Genomic DNA, 15,471 nt, shown 5'->3' with positions numbered 1-15,471 from the left:
AGGCCGGCGTGCCCGGGCAATGGCCGGCGCGGTGCGTTCCGGCGCATGGCGAGGGGGTGACGCCATGCGGTCGTTCGATGTCCCGATTGACCGGGCGCGTATCCGCTGTGCCGAATTTGGCGAGGGCGAGCACGCTTGCTTGTTGCTCCATGGCCTTGGCGACGGGCTGTTCGTGTGGCGGGAGTTCGCCGAATACCTGGGCAGGCAGCTGCGGGTGATCGCACCCGATCTGCGCGGCCACGGCGATTCGGACTGGCTGCGCCATGGCGAATACGGATTCGATAGTTATGTCATCGACGTCATGGCGTTGTGCGAGCACCTGCGGCTGGATCATCCCATCGTCATCGGACATTCCATGGGTGGCGGTGTTGCGCTCCGGTTAGCGCGATGCATGCAGCACGCCGTGCGCGGGCTGGTACTGGTGGATTACGGCCCGACGATAGATCGGCCGACGCAGCGGCTGGTCGATGTGGTCACCGGCTTCTTCGCGGCATCGCAACGTACCTACGCCTCGCTGGAAGATTATGTCGGCACCTTGAAATGGGAGGAACGCCCATTGGTGCGCGAAAGCGTATTGCGCCGCATTGCATCGGAATCCTTGCGTCGCCGGACGGACGGCAGCGGCTTCGAGCTCAAGCGCGATCCGGCCTTGCTGTCTTTTTTCCAGACGCAAAGGGCCGCGCCCGATGCCCCGACGTTGCTGGAACGGCTGAAACAGACGCCATGCCCGACGCTGGTCGTTCGAGGCGAACTATCGGGACTGCTGTCGCCAGCAGCGACCCTGGAAATGACCAGGGCGTTGCCCAGGGGCTGCCATGCCCAAGTGCCGGCCGCAGCGCATGGCGTGGTGCTGGATAATCCGCAGGGATTCATCGATGCCGTCATGCCGTTCCTGGCCTCGACGGTTGCCGCGCTCCAGGTCTGAAACGCGATGGCATTCCATGCATGGCCAGCCGCTGCGGCGAAAAGCGCCGCGGCGGCTGTGCCGGGTGACCAAGTTCACTTGGCGGCGGTCAACGACATGTAGGCAATGCGTGCGCCCGATCCGGGCGGCACGCAGGTAAAGCTCACTTCCTGTCCGTCTGTATTGGCCAGGGCGCGCAGCGAGGCGTCGGTTAGCGCCTGGCCGCTGGCGTCGGTGAAGTTGCCGGAGGCCGGGTTGTACAGGAAGCCATCCACCGTGCCGTTTTGCACCACATTTGCCACCAGATCGCACTCGGTGGTCTGGCCGCCCAATACCTCGGAGTTGAACGGCGTGCCCGCGAGCTGTTCCATCAGCGTGATGCGCGGGCCCGCATCGGCGGCATTGGTGCCGGTCAAGGTGATTTGTTGGCCGACGATCGGAGCGAGGTCGGTATCGAAGGCCAGCATGAACTGCTCGATATTGCGCCGGGTGGTATCGTCCGGAATGCCTGTGTTGAGCAGGGGATTGTTGGTAAAGGCGGTGCCGTTGAGGAAATGGAAGATCGTGTCGGTCGAACCATCGTTGAGGAAACCGAAGCCGCGAATCTGGTTACCCATGTTCAAGCTGCTCGCGCTGCTGAAGAACTTGATCGGTGGCAGGCCGAACATGCCGACCTTGGTATAGAGGTTGCGCAATTGCGGCACCTTGAACGACTGCGTGAGGGCATCGAAGGCGATATCCGTCGAGGTGCCGAATTGGCCCTGGGCCGGATTGTCGGCATGGCACTGGTTGCAGGTGAACGAGACTACGCCCAATCCTTGTCCGAGACTGCCAAGGTTGATGCCATCGGATTTGCGCGTGCCGTTGAAGAAAGCCAGGCCAGCCTGCTGCGCGGAAGTCAGCGAATTGTCGAGATTGCGGATGGGATTGGGCGGCATCACCACCTGCAATTGGAAATCCGTGAACTGCAGCATCTGGGCGGTGGAAATGGGCGGTGCGCCCAGCAGGCTGCTGAAGGCATCGATGAAATTGTTGAACGAAAGCGTGGTGTTGGTGGGATCGATGCCGAACACGCCATTGGAACGGTCGCCACGCCAATGCATGGCTCCTTCATTCACCAGGCCACGCAGGGTTTGCGTGGTCATCGGTCCTTTCATGGGATGAAAGCCGTTGTAGTTGCCAGTGCCGTTGACGCTGCCGTGCACGCCGAACAACGCCATGCCGAACGCGGCCTGCGTGCTGTTTTGCACGCCAAGCGCGGTGATGGGATCGCTGGTCATGGTGGTGGTCGGATCGCCCAGCTCCCAGGCCAGTTCATCCTTGTCGCCGAAGATATGGCAACTGGCGCAGGATGACTCGCCATTGCCGCCGGGCGGGGGCGTGTACAGGAACGGCCGGCCCTGCACGATGGAGGCCGGCTCCGGGTTGGGCATGGACAGGCTTTGCAATTGCTGGTTGTTGCTCAGGCTGATGACTTTGATCGCATCGTCGAAACGGGTCAGGACATAGAGAAAGCCGTTGTTTTCATCCAGCGCCAGCCCGCTGGGGCCGCCGCCGGTGACCGAAATATAGTTGGCGCTGATCTGGGTCGGATCGAAGCTATTGTTTTCCAGCGCGGTGGTATTGAACACGCCCACCTTGCTGGAGCCGAAGGCCGCCACGTAAAGCGTATTGCCATCGCTACTCACTTTCATGTCCAGCGGCATGGACAGGCTGTGGCTGTACTGCGTGGTGTCGAAACCCGGGCTGGTGTAAAGCGTGTTGTAGTTGATGTGCTTGTTCAGGTGAATCGGGGTGACGCTCGATCCGTTGATCACCGTGACACGCATTTCGGCGATGTGTCCTTCCACCGTACTGGTGGCCGGATAGTTGCCGTTGCCGGCGAAACCGGAGCCTTCGAAGCGCGTCAGATTTTGGGAATCGCTGTTGGAAACATAGAGGTGGCCGCTTACCGGGTTCGTCACCATATTGAACAAGGTGGTGCCGACGTGGGCGTAGGAGGCGGTTTGCGCAAGCGTATTGGCATCGAACGCAAAGACGTCGGTGTCGGGCAGATTGAACGGCACCGAGCTGTCCCAGCGGCGGCCCAGCATATCCTCCCAGTGCTGGTCGGCATTGTTGTACTTGACGATCATGGAGGTGAATGGCGCCGTCTCGCCGGCGGTATCCGCACCGGGACCCAGATGACCGCCTGCGCCGGTATAGATGGGACTGGAACCGACGCCGAGCAATTGCTGGACCGCATAAAGCGGATCGGTGTCGAGATCGCAGGTGTGGTCCGATTGCGCATTCGGCCCCGTGATGAAGAACGGACAGATGCGATCCTCATTGACCACGGTGGTTTGATTGCCAGTGTTGAATCCGGCGACGTAAACGGTATTGCCATCCGGGCTCACCGCCAATGCACGCGGCGTGTCCGTGAAAAAACTCAGGATTTTCAGGGGCACGCCACCCTTGACTTCGTCACCCAGGTTGCCGGGATCGAATACCCACACGTCCGCGCGCGGAATCCCCGGTACGGTGAGCTGGGGGTCGCCCGCGCCCGCCACGTTGGCAAGCGAGGCATCGGTGCGTTGCTGGCCACGATGGGCGGTTGTGATGAAGGCCTTCAGCGGGGAGCCGGCGAATACGATGTCGCGCGGCTCATCGCCCACCAGCAGACTCTGCACCACATGCGGCACGCCGGTGAGCGAGACGATACTGACGCTGCGCGAGAGATGGTTGACCACCCATACGTGAAGGCTGTCCGGCGCGGCCACTGCGACCGGTTCCATGCCCACCGGTACGCGCGCGTAGAACACCGGGCCGGTGGGCGTGACCGTGTAGATCTCCAGCGTATCGTTAGGAGTATTGACCGCGAACAGCCGGGTGCCGTCCGGGGATAGGGCCAGCGGGCGGACCTGGCCGGATTCGAACTCGATAAACGATGGCTTCACCTGGGAGGGGTTGGATTGAGCCGAAGCATTCCGATGCGCGACCAGGCTCAACGCCAACGCCGTGGCCGTTATCGCGATCAACAGTGAGTACAAGCCCCATGTCTTTATCTGGCGCACCATAACCGTTCCTCCTTTTGTCGCAGGCATGGCTGCCCGCCTACGTGGAATAGCCGAATGAGTGCTACCGCGTTTTTTTGAGCCGGCCCATGGGCATGCGGCCGTGGGTGTCAGTCCCCGAGGTTATCCGGCACAAGAACAGCGTGCCTGGAAGGATTGCTTGTTCGTTGCCGTTTGTTTCCCTTTGGCAAGGATGCGTCCAACTATTTTTAGATGATGTGAAGATTATCGCTAATTTTTATTTTTATTGCTGCTTGTTTTATTTTTTAGTGCTGAATAATAACGGTGACGGGTGCGCTTAAAATAAGGTTATTTAATAATCTATAATTATAAGTCTTGAGCTGGCGTCGAGCACCTCATGTGCTGGATCGCTGTGGGTGCGGCGAATAGAGGAGGCGCCGTAGTGGCAATGTACATGCCGCTTTAGGATGTCAAGCGACTTCCCATGGTGCAAGGCGTCGGAAACATCGCGAGCCAATTCAGTATAGAGAGCCTGGCGTTGTTTCTCGGTGGCGGGCGAGGCCGTGAGAAAGGCGGCAACGATAACGACGTGTCCGTCAGGCCAGTTCAGGATGCCGATATCGTTATACGCGGCGGTGAGCCCATGGATGGTGGGGGAGGTGCCGCACTTGTCGGCCAGGCGCACACTTGCAGGCAATCCGGTCCGCAGGCGGGCGGGGGTGAGTTGCGCGTACATCAAATCCAGCAGGTATTGCGTGGATGCAGGCGAAAGTTTTCATGAGGTTTTTGTCGCCAATTGATAGAGCATCAGGTGGATGCCACGGACGCGGGCCGCGTCGGCGAATGCAGAAGGCCGCCGGCCTATTGCGCTGCTAGAAGAACGATGTAAAGCCGATCAATGGCCGCCCCGCGCATACAGTCCGGTGATCTGCGCTTCTGCCAGTACATGTCCTTTCGCGGCGGCATCCCATTGCTCCCTGGTCTGTCCAGGTGGTAGCCGCAGGGCCACATCCAGCGCGTAGACGTGCAATACATAGTGGTGTGCGTTTCCTTGCGGCGGACAAGGGCCGCCATATCCGATATGGCCAAAGCTGTTGGTGCCTTCGACGGCTTGGTCGAGCCGCCTGGCCGAGGTCGATGCGCCCTCGGGAAGCAGGCGTGTCGTGGCGGGCAGGTCGTAGGCGAGCCAATGCGTGAATACGGTGGGCGCGTCGGGATCTTCCATCACGACGGCGAAGCTCTTGGTGCCGCTAGGCGGCGCAGGCAATTGGACTTGCGGAGAAAGGTCACGACCATCGCAGGTCAATGCTGGCGGCATGGTTGCGTGGTCGGCAAAGCTGGTACTGCTTATGCGAAAGGAAGCTTGCGGTGGGGCGGCTGCTGCTGCGCCGGCGCATGCCAGCATGAGCATGCCGAGAGTTGAACCTATGCTGTGCGTCATCACTTTCTCTTGCCTTTGCTGACCTTGGGCGAAGCTTAGCGCCAAATAGTCGTGTCGCCATGCTTCGCATGAGCGCATCAATTGTCCGTGCGGGCAAGCCTGACCGTGACGAACGTGCGATGGTAGAAGCGTGCACGCAGCGCATGGTCGTCCAGCTTCAGCGCATTGGCCGGAGCGGGTTGCCATGATTCATAGGGAGGAGCCTGCCGTGCGAAGCGCAGGAAAGGGTCTACGTATTCCAGCGTCCACATGCCATGGCGCGTGTTGAGCGGTATGCTGGGGAGACCGCCGAGCCGTTGTACCCAGAAGGACACATAGCCGTCCTCGGGCAGCACGAAACGCTGGTTGCTGTTCGCAATCCCCGCGTAATAGGCAGTGAGCGGCAGTGTCATGACTAATCGCATGCGCGGACAATCGCTGTCGCACATCGCAAGCTGCAGCACCGTGACCGGCTGCGCGTTGAAGGCATCGATCCTGATCACGTCGCCTTTCTTCAGTGCACGGCTGCTCTGGAAAACCAGCGCCTTGCCGCTGCCGTCCTGCTTCAGCACCGTGAAGGCAGGCGTGTCCGCGGCGTAACCGGATGGAAGTGCCATCCCGCCAAGCAGTGCAGCGACGATCAAGCGTGAAAAGGCCATGACGATGAGCTCGGCAGAAAACCAGGCTATCCGTCGCACCAGGGGTCCATGCCGCCTATCTTGCGCCCAATTCCTGCGGCTGTCAGGACGCCAGGCCAAGGAACGCGCTGGCATGTTTCCAACGCCGCAGGCCGCAGCGTTCGATCAGCCAGACCGCCAGCATGGACAAGCCAAGCAAGGGCAGCAGCGTGCCCAGCAACACGAGCAGTCCAAGCAGCAGGTCCGGGTAGCGCGCACTCGCGAGGGCGGGCGGTGCGCCCAGCACACCGGCCGGCCGGCGGCGCCACCACATCACCACCGCGCTAGTGCACAGCGTGATCAGGCCCAGCGCGGTAAATACGCCGAGGATTTGGTTGAGCGGCGGAAATAGCGCGCCTTCATGGATGGCTACGCCATAACCGATGATGCGGTCGAGCAGCGGTTTCTGGGCGAATGCCGTGCGCTGCACCACAGCAGCGCGCGCAGCATCCAGTACCAGTTCGCTGCGTCGCGGCCGATCGTCCGTGTCGGAACGGGCAGTCCACGCCGGTGAGCGCTGCGAGGGCGGTGCGATCAGTACTGGCGGTACCAGGTGTTGCGCGGCGACCACCGGTACGAGCCGATCGATGGGCGAATAATCGATAGGACTGGCGCGTCGTGCGTCGTGCATGTCCATGCCGGGCATGCTCATGTCCATGCCTATCGCCATGTGCATGGCATGTTCGCCCGACGGTGGCGTGTTTTCCGCCTGGATTCGCGCGCGATCCGCGGCGCTACCGGTGGTCCAGTCCGGCGGCGTGGCGGTGGCTGCGTAGGTTTGCCGGATCGTGCGCAGCATGCCGCCCCACGATTTGCTCCATGGCAATCCGGACAGCAGCAGGAACAATGCGAACATCGAAACCCACATACCTGTCACTGCGTGCAAGTCCCGCCAGAAGATGCGCCGGCCCAGGCCAAGGCGGGGATAGAGGGTGCCGCCCAGCCGCGCGTTGCGCGGCCACCACAGATAAAGTCCGGTCAGCAGCATCAGTATGGTCCATGACGCGGCGAGCTCGACCAGCATCGAGCCGCCGCTGCCCAGCAGCAATTCGCCATGCAGGTAGAAGATCACTTTCATGAAGCGATCGTTTTCGCGCACGATGCCAAGCACCTGCAGGGTGGACGGATTCACGAACACGCGGATCAGTTCACCACCATGGCCTACCAATATGCGCGTGGCCGCATCGGGCGCGACGGGCAGCACATAGGCATTCAGTACCGAGCCCGGCACCGCGCGCAAGGCGGCCTGCACTTGGGCGGAGGGCGCTTGCGCGGGCGCGTGGGTGACGTGCGCGTAGCGGCGTTCCAGCAACGGCTCAAGTTGCGGTTTGAACAGATAGATCATGCCGGTGGTCGCCAGCCAGAGCACGAATGGCAGGCAAAACAAGCCCGCATAGAAATGCCAGCGCCAGATAAGGCGGTGGGCGTGGTGTCTATGCGCGGATGGGGCGGATGATCGCGAGTGTCGTTTCATGTTGCGTTTATCGGTCAGTGCATGGCGCCGGCTTTCGCGCGCAGCGCAGGATCTGGCTGCCTCAAAGGGTGAATTTGATGCTGGCGACGTAGGTGCGCTGTGGAAAGGGGTGATAGAGGAAATATTTTTCGTTGGTGAGGTTATCGATGCCGACGGAGGCGGACAGCTGTTGGTTGACCTGGTAGTTCACGTGCGCATCGAACACCAGGAAACGGTCGAACGCGCCAAAGACGTTCGAGGTGTTGTCGGAGTTGTCCAGGGTGGAATACTGCTTGCCGCTGTAGCGGCCGGCCAGCGTGAAGGCCCATGCCAGCGTCGGCCGATAGGTGGCGACCGCCGTGGCGCGCCAGCGCGGAACATAAGGCGCATGCTTGCCGTCCGCGGTGCTGCCGGTGGTGCTGACGAAATTGTCGTCCGACAGGATGGTGGAGTCGACGAAGGTCACGCTGCCGGAAAGCTGCAAGCCCTGCATCAGGACATTGTCATGTTCGGCCGCCAGTTCGATGCCGCGATTGCGCACCTCGCCCACGTTCATGACATAAGTGACCGGCACGGCATAGCCGGGCAGGATGGAGGTCTGCGAAATCAGCGCATCGCGCGTGTTTTCCTGGAACAGCGACCATCGCACCGAGCTGTCTTCGAGCGTGTGCTCGAGCGCCAGCTCACCGCTGCGCACGTGTTCCGGTTGCAGGTTCGGATTGGGCGAGGAAAACGTGGAGCCGGTCGAAACCAGCTGATACAACTCGCCGACCGTGGGAAAGCGCACGGCTTTGGCGAGCGAGCCGGTAACGCGCCAGGTTGGCGTCATGTTCCAGCGCAGCGTGGCCTTGGGCGAGAAATCCGAAGCTTTTTCGCTGGGCTGGTATACGGCGGTCCTGCCGCTGAAGTTGAAGCCGTCGCTGGCTTTCCATGTTTCGTAGCGGCCGCCGACGGTCGCCAGCCAGTCCGGCGCGAGTTGCCATGCATCCTGCAGCCACAGGGCTTCGGTGGTGGTCTTGCCACTGCCGGCGGAATAGAGGCTGGTCACGCTGGCCGGGTCTTGCCATGCAGCCAGGTTGTCGGTGGGATTGGCCAGCGTGTATTGGTCCGCGTGCGCGCCGACGGATAGTTCGTGCGCGCCTTCGTAGCCTTGCGGCCGCCAGATGCCGGTAAGGTCGACGGTGGACCAGTTGGTGCCCGCATAGCTGGCCAGCAAGCCGTTGGGCGTGAACGCAGTACCGCCGCCTACGCCATACGGCGACCATTGGCTGTCCTTGAGAAAGTCGTAGTGGGTGACGACGAAGATGCCGTCGAAATCGCCCCGGGTATCGGTTTTCAGCGACAGCGCCTGCATCAGGTGATGCGCGCTGAGGAAATATGTATTGCTGGCGAAGGCCGACGACTTGCCGAACGTCGACGCGCCGTTCGCACTGGAAAGATAGCTCTGCGTGCGCGACTGCCCATCGTTGCTCCAGTAGCCCACCCAATACGCCGCTTGCAGCCAGGGCGTGATGTCATAGGCGAACTTGCCGTTGAGGTTGAGCATGCGCGTATGCAGCAGGCCGCCCGCCCCCAGCACGTTGGCGGCCTGGCCGAGCTTGTTGCGTGCCGGAACGGTGCCCGTGGTACCGGCAGGGGTCGAGCCGCTGGTAATGAAGCTGAGCGGCTGGCTGAAACTGTTGGCGCTATTGGCGCCGACGGACCAGGAAAACTTGCCGCTGCGACCGCCGGCCGTCACGCTGGTCTTGCTGGTGCTGTCATTGCCGTGCGTGCCATACAGGTTGAACGATTGAATCGCTTCCGTCTGCTCGATCGTCACCTCCGGTTGGTCCGGCGTGCGCGTGACGATGCGCATCACGCCGCCCATCGCATTGCCCGGATAAGCCGCCGAAAACGGCCCGTACAGCATATCGATGTGATCGATTTCATCCGGCGATACCATGCCCCAGCGCGGCGCGCCGATGGTGTTGTTGTTGGCAATCAGTGCGGAGATCGGAATGTCGTCGATGTAGACCAGCGTGCGTGCGCTGGAATTGATGCCCCAGTCGCGCGTCGCCAGCACTGGCTGCGTGTCGCCTTCGTTGCGCTTGCGGATAAACACGCTGGGCAGGTACTTGGCTGCGTCTTCGGCATCCACCGCGTTGACCGTCGCCTCGATCTGCGCGGCGGTCACGCTGACCTCGGTAGCGGGAAAATCGGGTGCCGAAGCCGGCGGCACGCGGGTGGGTGCGGACACGCTGATAGGGGCCAGCGTGGCGGGCTTTTTGGCGGCGGCGGCGGACGATGGCGCCGCGGTGCCCGGGGTGTCCTGGCCCATGGCCATGGACGAGGCCAGCACGGCGAGCGGCAAGGCGGCGAGCGCGCTGGGATAGGAGATAGGGCGCATGATGGATAGGATTTCCGTTCTGCTTTTGCCGATACAAATGCGGCGCAGGTAAAAAAAGGCGGCAACGCAGGGCGCTCCCAGGTCCGGGAGCAGGCGTGGCAAACGACGCTGATCCATGCAGTCGAATGCATGGGCTGTTTGCGGCGGCGCGATTCCGCGCAAGCCAAGCCCGGCCATTCCCGGCCTTCTTCCCGCGAGAGCTAAAGGCAGGCGCCGTGCGTTGAAGTGAGCGCAGCGCCGCGAAGCGCCGTCAGCAGTAGGCGCGGGGTGGTCCGCGCGGATGCGCGCTCAGCAGTGGAGCCGGCAACGTACCGGGCGACGGCTTGGCGGTCGGCGTAAACGACACGAGATCGGCTGGCGGCAGCGTCGGCGGCGCCATGAATCCGATCGCCGGGGTATGCATGAACAACACGCAATACCCGCAGCGCGCGGTGGGATCTTCGGGATGGCCTGGCTGCTGGTGGCCTGCGTGTTCCGCGTGCATCGCGCAATCGGCGGCCATGCCCGTCATTGCGCCGGTCATGGGCATGGAACGCGAAACCACCGGCATCAGCACAATCAGCAGCATGGCGGCCAAGGCCAGCCATACGACACATCGTTGTTGTGCTGCGCGTTTCAACAAGCTCGATACCCTGGAAGCATTGCAAGCCTGGAGCAGGCTCCAGGCATGATCGCATCAAAGCAGGCGAAGATCATGTGACAGCGTGTCGCATTACACGCGATTGCACGCATGGCAGTGATGGGCGGTGTACAGGCGGCGTGCTCGCGTATCGCGATGACGGCATGGGAAATGTCTTGACGCATTAGCTTGCATATCTATGTCGGCGCGTCTTGATGGGCTGGCGGCACCTTGTCATGGCGCGGCCTTGAATGCAATGTTATAACATTGCTACGCAGTCCAGAGGGCACGCCCGCATGCAGCAAGATTTCGACGTTTCCGGTGCTTTGGCTGCCAGTGTGGTGGTAGCGGGCGCGTCGTTGTCGGCCCGGCTGGTGGTCTGGTTGCCGACGCGGCACCTGCACGGATGGCTGCCATGGTTGCAGGCTACTGCTGCCGGTCTCCTGATCGGCGATGCGCTGTTGCACATGCTGCCTGAGGCGATGGCGCGCGGCATCACCGCCAGCCAGGCGGGAGGGCGCATCGCACTTGGCGTGCTTTGCCTGCTTGCTCTCGAATGTGTCGTGCGCGCCGTGCGTACACCGTCTTCCACCGCGGCGTTCGCGCGCATGAATATCATTGGCGATACCTTGCACCATTTCGTCGACGGCATCGTGATCGGCGCCAGTTTTGCGATCGATCCCACGCTAGGCATGATCGTGGCGCTGGCTATCATGGCCCACGAATTGCCCAGGGAGATGGGCAATGCAGGCGTGCTTGTCGCGGGCGGTTATCTGCCGCGCCGCGCGTTCGCGCTGTCGGTGGCGACCACGGCAGCTCTTCCGCTTGGCGCGCTTGCCATGACCACGGTCGGCCTTTCTCATGCTTTTCTGGGAACGAGTCTGGCGCTGGCGGCCGGCACCACGCTCTATCTGGCATGTGGCGATGTGCTGCCCGGCATGTGGCAGGCTTTGGACAAGCGTCATCGCTTTACGCCCGCGCTGGGTGTCGCGGCGGGTTTGGTTTTCATGTGGGCGGCTGCCCTGCTGGATCAGGGGCGCTGACGTCGGCCGGTCTATTGGCTGCCAATGGCGATGCCAATACGGACTGGCCTGCCTGCCCGCTGCTGGAACGCTGTTGTTGGGGTTTCCGTTCGCGGTACTTGTGGGCTCTTGCGACAGCATCAGCGCAGTGGCGTATGCACGCGATCGAAATATCCGCATTTGTGTACGGCAAGGGACTCGCGAAAATATTCACGCGGATGGTCGACCGCTACGATACGGTCAGGCAAGGATGCTTGCGTGCCTTGCCATCATTGGCGCGCGTGGATTTTGCGAGCGCCCGCAGGCTGGAAACGGAACGCACCTTTACCCCAGCGCGCGGACCCGGAAATTGCGTCCCTTGATCTTGCCGGCACGCAGCCGTTCAAGGGCTTTATTGGCGAGTGCCCGGCTGATTGCCACGTAGGCGCGCGTGGCGAAAACATCGATCTTGCCGATGTCGTTGGCAGCGAGGCCGGCATCGCCCGTCAGTGCGCCGAGAATATCGCCGGGCCGGAGCTTGTCCTGGCGACCGGCATCGATCACCAGCGTTTTCATCGGCGCCAGGTTCAAGGTCTTGCCGCGCGGCGGCGAAGGTTTCAGCGTGCGCCAGGGCAGCGATGCGCCGAGCGCCGCTTCGATATTGTCCGCCTTCGGTTTCTCGCGCGGCGTGCACAGCGTGATCGCCAGGCCGGATTGCCCCGCGCGGCCGGTGCGGCCGATACGATGGGTGTGCGTGTCCGGATCGTGCGCGATGTCGTAGCTGATCACCAGCGGCAGCGAGGTAATGTCGAGTCCGCGCGCGGCCACGTCGGTAGCCACCAGCACGGCACAGCTGCGGTTGGCGAAACGCACCAGCACTTCATCGCGATCGCGCTGTTCCATGTCGCCATGCAGGGCCAATGCGGAATAGCCGCGGCGATCCAGTTCCTCGGCCACCGCATCCACGTCGCGCCGCATATTGCAGAACACCAGCGCGTGCTGGCCACGTTCGCCCGCGAGCAGTTGCGCCAAGGCATCGAGCTTGTGGGCGGGCTCGATCTCGACGAACTGTTGCTCGATCGACGGTTTTGATTCGACAGGGGCTTCCACGGTGACGGTGATCGGATCGCGCTGCAGGCGCCGGCTCGCTTCGCGGATCTCGTCCGGATAGGTGGCCGAGAACAGCAGTGTTTGATGATGCTTGGCGATGCGGCCGACAATGTCGTCGATGGCGTCGCCGAAACCCATGTCCAGCATGCGGTCCGCTTCGTCCAATACCAGCACCTTGATGCCGCCGCCATGCAGGCTGCCACGCTTGAGATGTTCCTGCACCCGGCCAGGCGTGCCGACCACGATATGCGGGTCATGCGCCAGCGATGCCAGCTGCGGGCCCAGCGGCATGCCGCCGCACAGGGTCAGCAGCTTGACGTTGGGAATGTTCGCCGCAAGCTTGCGGATCGCCTTGCTTACCTGGTCCGCCAGTTCGCGGGTCGGGCATAGCACCAAGGCCTGCAAGCGGATGGTTTCCACGCTCAGCTGTTGTAACAGGCTCAAGCCGAAGGCCGCGGTCTTGCCGCTGCCGGTCTGCGCCTGGGCGATCACGTCGCGGCCTTCCAACATCGCCGGCAGGCTTTGTGCCTGGATCGGTGTCATGTCGTTGTAGCCGAGCGTTTCGAGGCTGGCGAGCAGGGCGGGCTTGAGCGGAAGGGCGGTGAAGGCGGTCATGCGTCATGATCGCATGAGCGCGCCTTGCCGAGTGCATGCCCGCGCGATTGGTCGCCTGCCACGCGCCGCCGGACGTGCGTCATTGTGGATAATGGGGCGCGTTCTGGATTCCATCGGTGGCTTCCGTCGTTCCGGATCATGGCCATCGAAAGCATCCCGGCCTCGTGCACAAGGTGAACCGCGACATGAAAATATTGATGGTGGGAGCCGGCGCGATCGGCGGCTATTTTGGCGGACGCTTGCTGGAAAGCGGCCAGCACGTCACCTTCCTGGTACGCAAGCGGCGCGCGGACAGGCTGGCGCGCAGCGGCCTGGTGATCCGCAGTCCGCTGGGCGATGCAAGCTTGCCGTCGCCGCCCACCGTGCAGGCACATGCATTGGATCAACCCTTTGATCTGGTCATCGTCAGCTGCAAGGCGTATCACTTGCCGCAGGTGATCGATGACATGGCGCCGGCGGTGGGCGCGGACACGGCGATCCTGCCGCTGCTCAACGGCATGCGGCACCTGGATCTGCTCGAAGCGCGTTTCGGTGCCGCGCGCGTGCTGGGCGGCCAATGCGTGATTGCCGCCACGCTGGATGACGAAGGTACCGTGCGGCATCTCAATCGATCGCACGGCCTTACTTTCGGTGAGCGCGACGGCAGCCGGTCGACGCGCGTGCAAGGCATCGCGCAAGCCATGTCGAAAGCGCAGTTCGAATCGCGCCTCAGCGGCGCCATCGTGCAGGACATGTGGGACAAATGGGTGTTCCTCGCTTCGCTGGCCGGCATTACCTGCCTGATGCGCGCGCCAGTAGGCGATATCGTGGCGACGCCGGGTGGCATGCAGGCAACGCTCGGACTGCTGGATGATTGCCGCCGCGTCGCCGAGGCAACTGGACATTTGCCGGGCGAGGCCGTGTTGCAGCGCGCCCGCTCGGTACTCACCGAGCAAGCTTCCACGCTGAGCGCTTCGATGATGCGCGATCTGGAACAGGGCGGCGCGGTGGAGGCCGATCACGTGATCGGCGACTTGTTGGCACGCGGCGAATCGTGCGGCCTGGACCTGCCGATGCTGCGGCTGGCGTATGCCCACCTGAAGGCGTATGAGTCCAGGCGTTCGCGGTCGGCCGCGAGCTGAATTGCCGCGAGAGCTTCGCGTTCCGCTCGCCCTCGGTTCGTCCTCGCGCACGTCACGTACGTCCCTCGATCGTGACCGGCATGCTCGCCAGCGGCGGCGAGCATGGAGCGCATGCGTGGATGCACCGGAAACCCGTCCGGCGCGGCGCGTCGAGGCCTGTCCGAGCGGCTCTGGCAGCGCCCGCCGACCCAGGGGTAAAGGACGGTCGCAACCACCGCACGAGGCGACCACTATGGCAGGGCCGGGGCCATCCTCAAGCCCTGGTATCGGCCTGCATCAAGGCCGAAACGACCCTATACACCTAAGTGGAGATTTGCATATGCACGCACATTTCGAACGCACCGGCGCCCTCACCGAGCTATCCAGCTATCCGCGTTGGGCGCAAGACCTGGTATCCGCCTGCGCGCCGGCCAAGCAGAGCGTGGTCGAACACGACATCTGGCCGCTGATGCGCGAAAACCGCCTGGACGCCGCCGCCACCCGCGACTTCATGGTGGGTGTCTGGCCGGTGATTGAACGTTTTCCCGGCTATATGGCACTCAACCTGCTCAAGACGCGCTATGGCCGCAGCCCGGGCGAAAACATGGCCCGGCGCTGGTTGGTGCGCAACATCCGGGTGGAACAGAATCACGCCGAATACTGGCTCAACTGGGCCCAGGGCGCTGGCGTACCGGAACGCGAAGTATTGAATGGCAGCAGTCCTTACGGCACGGATGCCTTGTCCAACTGGTGCGAGGAAGTAAGCCGCGGCGGACCGCTGGCGGCAGGCATGATCGCCACCAACTACGCGGTGGAAGGCGCAACCGGGGAATGGTCGCAGCGGGTTTACGAGAGCGCGGCCTACGCCGAAGCGTTCCCCAAGGCCATCCGGGCGCAGAGCCTGCGTTGGCTCCAGCTTCACGCCGCCTATGATGATACTCACCCATGGGAGGCCCTGGAGATCGTCTGCACCCTGGTAGGGACGTCTCCACGCCCGGATGAAGCTGCATACCTGCAAGAATGCGTGAAACGCAGTTACGTAAGCATGAGGATTACCCTGGATCGGTGTCTGGATGTGCGTCGTGACCCATGGCTGTCCGAGCAGGCCGTTTTGGCCAGCGAGGCGGCCGCTTAAGTAAACGCATGGTTGGGGCGATACACGTCAGGTCAGC

The 15,471-nt window shown here is 62.7% G+C and carries 11 protein-coding genes and 1 pseudogene; 4 read left to right on the top strand and 8 right to left on the bottom strand.

All coding sequences use genetic code 11. The features are described from left to right. Positions 1-64 precede the first annotated feature (64 nt). On the top strand, positions 65-925 hold the full coding sequence (locus ISP15_RS16280) for an alpha/beta fold hydrolase (RefSeq protein ID WP_404548785.1): 861 nt from the start codon (positions 65-67) through the stop codon (positions 923-925). Between the two features lie 74 nt (positions 926-999). Here ISP15_RS16280 and ISP15_RS16275 read toward each other — a convergent pair whose 3' ends face one another. The 7 genes and pseudogenes from ISP15_RS16275 to ISP15_RS16245 form a co-directional block, all read right to left on the bottom strand. After that, positions 1,000-3,960 (bottom strand): YncE family protein, encoded by a 2,961-nt coding sequence (locus ISP15_RS16275; protein ID WP_404548783.1) that lies wholly within the window; start codon positions 3,958-3,960, stop codon positions 1,000-1,002. 310 nt (positions 3,961-4,270) lie between these two features. Continuing rightward, a pseudogene (locus ISP15_RS16270) lies at positions 4,271-4,678 on the bottom strand (serine hydrolase); the annotation flags it as partial. Between the two features lie 135 nt (positions 4,679-4,813). After that, positions 4,814-5,236 (bottom strand): YbhB/YbcL family Raf kinase inhibitor-like protein, encoded by a 423-nt coding sequence (locus ISP15_RS16265; RefSeq protein ID WP_404548781.1) that lies wholly within the window; start codon positions 5,234-5,236, stop codon positions 4,814-4,816. 200 nt (positions 5,237-5,436) lie between these two features. Beyond that, positions 5,437-5,997 (bottom strand): hypothetical protein, encoded by a 561-nt coding sequence (locus tag ISP15_RS16260; protein ID WP_404548779.1) that lies wholly within the window; start codon positions 5,995-5,997, stop codon positions 5,437-5,439. 82 nt (positions 5,998-6,079) lie between these two features. Further along, complete coding sequence (locus tag ISP15_RS16255) at positions 6,080-7,489, bottom strand: PepSY-associated TM helix domain-containing protein (protein WP_404548777.1); 1,410 nt, start codon at positions 7,487-7,489, stop codon at positions 6,080-6,082. A gap of 61 nt (positions 7,490-7,550) precedes the next feature. Continuing rightward, complete coding sequence (locus tag ISP15_RS16250; RefSeq protein WP_404548775.1) at positions 7,551-9,854, bottom strand: TonB-dependent receptor; 2,304 nt, start codon at positions 9,852-9,854, stop codon at positions 7,551-7,553. 250 nt (positions 9,855-10,104) lie between these two features. Further along, positions 10,105-10,476, bottom strand: coding sequence for a DUF2946 domain-containing protein (locus ISP15_RS16245; RefSeq protein ID WP_404548773.1), 372 nt, complete (start codon positions 10,474-10,476; stop codon positions 10,105-10,107). A gap of 293 nt (positions 10,477-10,769) precedes the next feature. Between ISP15_RS16245 and ISP15_RS16240 the strand changes: the two genes are divergently transcribed. Then, positions 10,770-11,516, top strand: a complete 747-nt coding sequence (locus ISP15_RS16240) for a ZIP family metal transporter (protein ID WP_404548771.1) — start codon at positions 10,770-10,772, stop codon at positions 11,514-11,516. A 303-nt stretch (positions 11,517-11,819) separates the two neighbouring features. On the opposite strand, the gene dbpA is transcribed toward ISP15_RS16240, so the two are convergent. Then, a complete protein-coding gene (dbpA, locus tag ISP15_RS16235) occupies positions 11,820-13,199 on the bottom strand; it encodes an ATP-dependent RNA helicase DbpA (protein WP_404548769.1) in 1,380 nt (459 codons plus the stop codon). A gap of 185 nt (positions 13,200-13,384) precedes the next feature. Between dbpA and panE the strand changes: the two genes are divergently transcribed. Continuing rightward, positions 13,385-14,320 (top strand): 2-dehydropantoate 2-reductase, encoded by a 936-nt coding sequence (gene panE, locus ISP15_RS16230; protein WP_404548767.1) that lies wholly within the window; start codon positions 13,385-13,387, stop codon positions 14,318-14,320. A gap of 319 nt (positions 14,321-14,639) precedes the next feature. Further along, entirely contained in the window at positions 14,640-15,434 is a 795-nt protein-coding gene (locus ISP15_RS16225; protein ID WP_404548765.1) for a TenA family transcriptional regulator, read from the top strand. Positions 15,435-15,471 lie beyond the last annotated feature (37 nt).

The organism is Dyella jejuensis (assembly GCF_044904675.1).
GTDB lineage: Bacteria > Pseudomonadota > Gammaproteobacteria > Xanthomonadales > Rhodanobacteraceae > Dyella_B > Dyella_B jejuensis.
The sequence above is the reverse complement of the archived record's forward strand: the minus strand, read 5'-3'. Positions and strand labels throughout refer to the sequence as shown.

What these genes read in the sequence shown, in the direction of transcription:
- panE (WP_404548767.1), top strand. Translation starts at nt 13,385, where the DNA reads ATGAAAATATTGATGGTGGGAGCCGGCGCGATCGGCGGCTATTTTGGC.
- dbpA (WP_404548769.1), bottom strand. Translation starts at nt 13,199, where the DNA reads ATGACCGCCTTCACCGCCCTTCCGCTCAAGCCCGCCCTGCTCGCCAGC.
- ISP15_RS16275 (WP_404548783.1), bottom strand. Translation starts at nt 3,960, where the DNA reads ATGGTGCGCCAGATAAAGACATGGGGCTTGTACTCACTGTTGATCGCG.
- ISP15_RS16265 (WP_404548781.1), bottom strand. Translation starts at nt 5,236, where the DNA reads ATGCCGCCAGCATTGACCTGCGATGGTCGTGACCTTTCTCCGCAAGTC.
- ISP15_RS16225 (WP_404548765.1), top strand. Translation starts at nt 14,640, where the DNA reads ATGCACGCACATTTCGAACGCACCGGCGCCCTCACCGAGCTATCCAGC.
- ISP15_RS16255 (WP_404548777.1), bottom strand. Translation starts at nt 7,489, where the DNA reads ATGAAACGACACTCGCGATCATCCGCCCCATCCGCGCATAGACACCAC.
- ISP15_RS16280 (WP_404548785.1), top strand. Translation starts at nt 65, where the DNA reads ATGCGGTCGTTCGATGTCCCGATTGACCGGGCGCGTATCCGCTGTGCC.
- ISP15_RS16260 (WP_404548779.1), bottom strand. Translation starts at nt 5,997, where the DNA reads ATGGCCTTTTCACGCTTGATCGTCGCTGCACTGCTTGGCGGGATGGCA.
- ISP15_RS16240 (WP_404548771.1), top strand. Translation starts at nt 10,770, where the DNA reads ATGCAGCAAGATTTCGACGTTTCCGGTGCTTTGGCTGCCAGTGTGGTG.
- ISP15_RS16250 (WP_404548775.1), bottom strand. Translation starts at nt 9,854, where the DNA reads ATGCGCCCTATCTCCTATCCCAGCGCGCTCGCCGCCTTGCCGCTCGCC.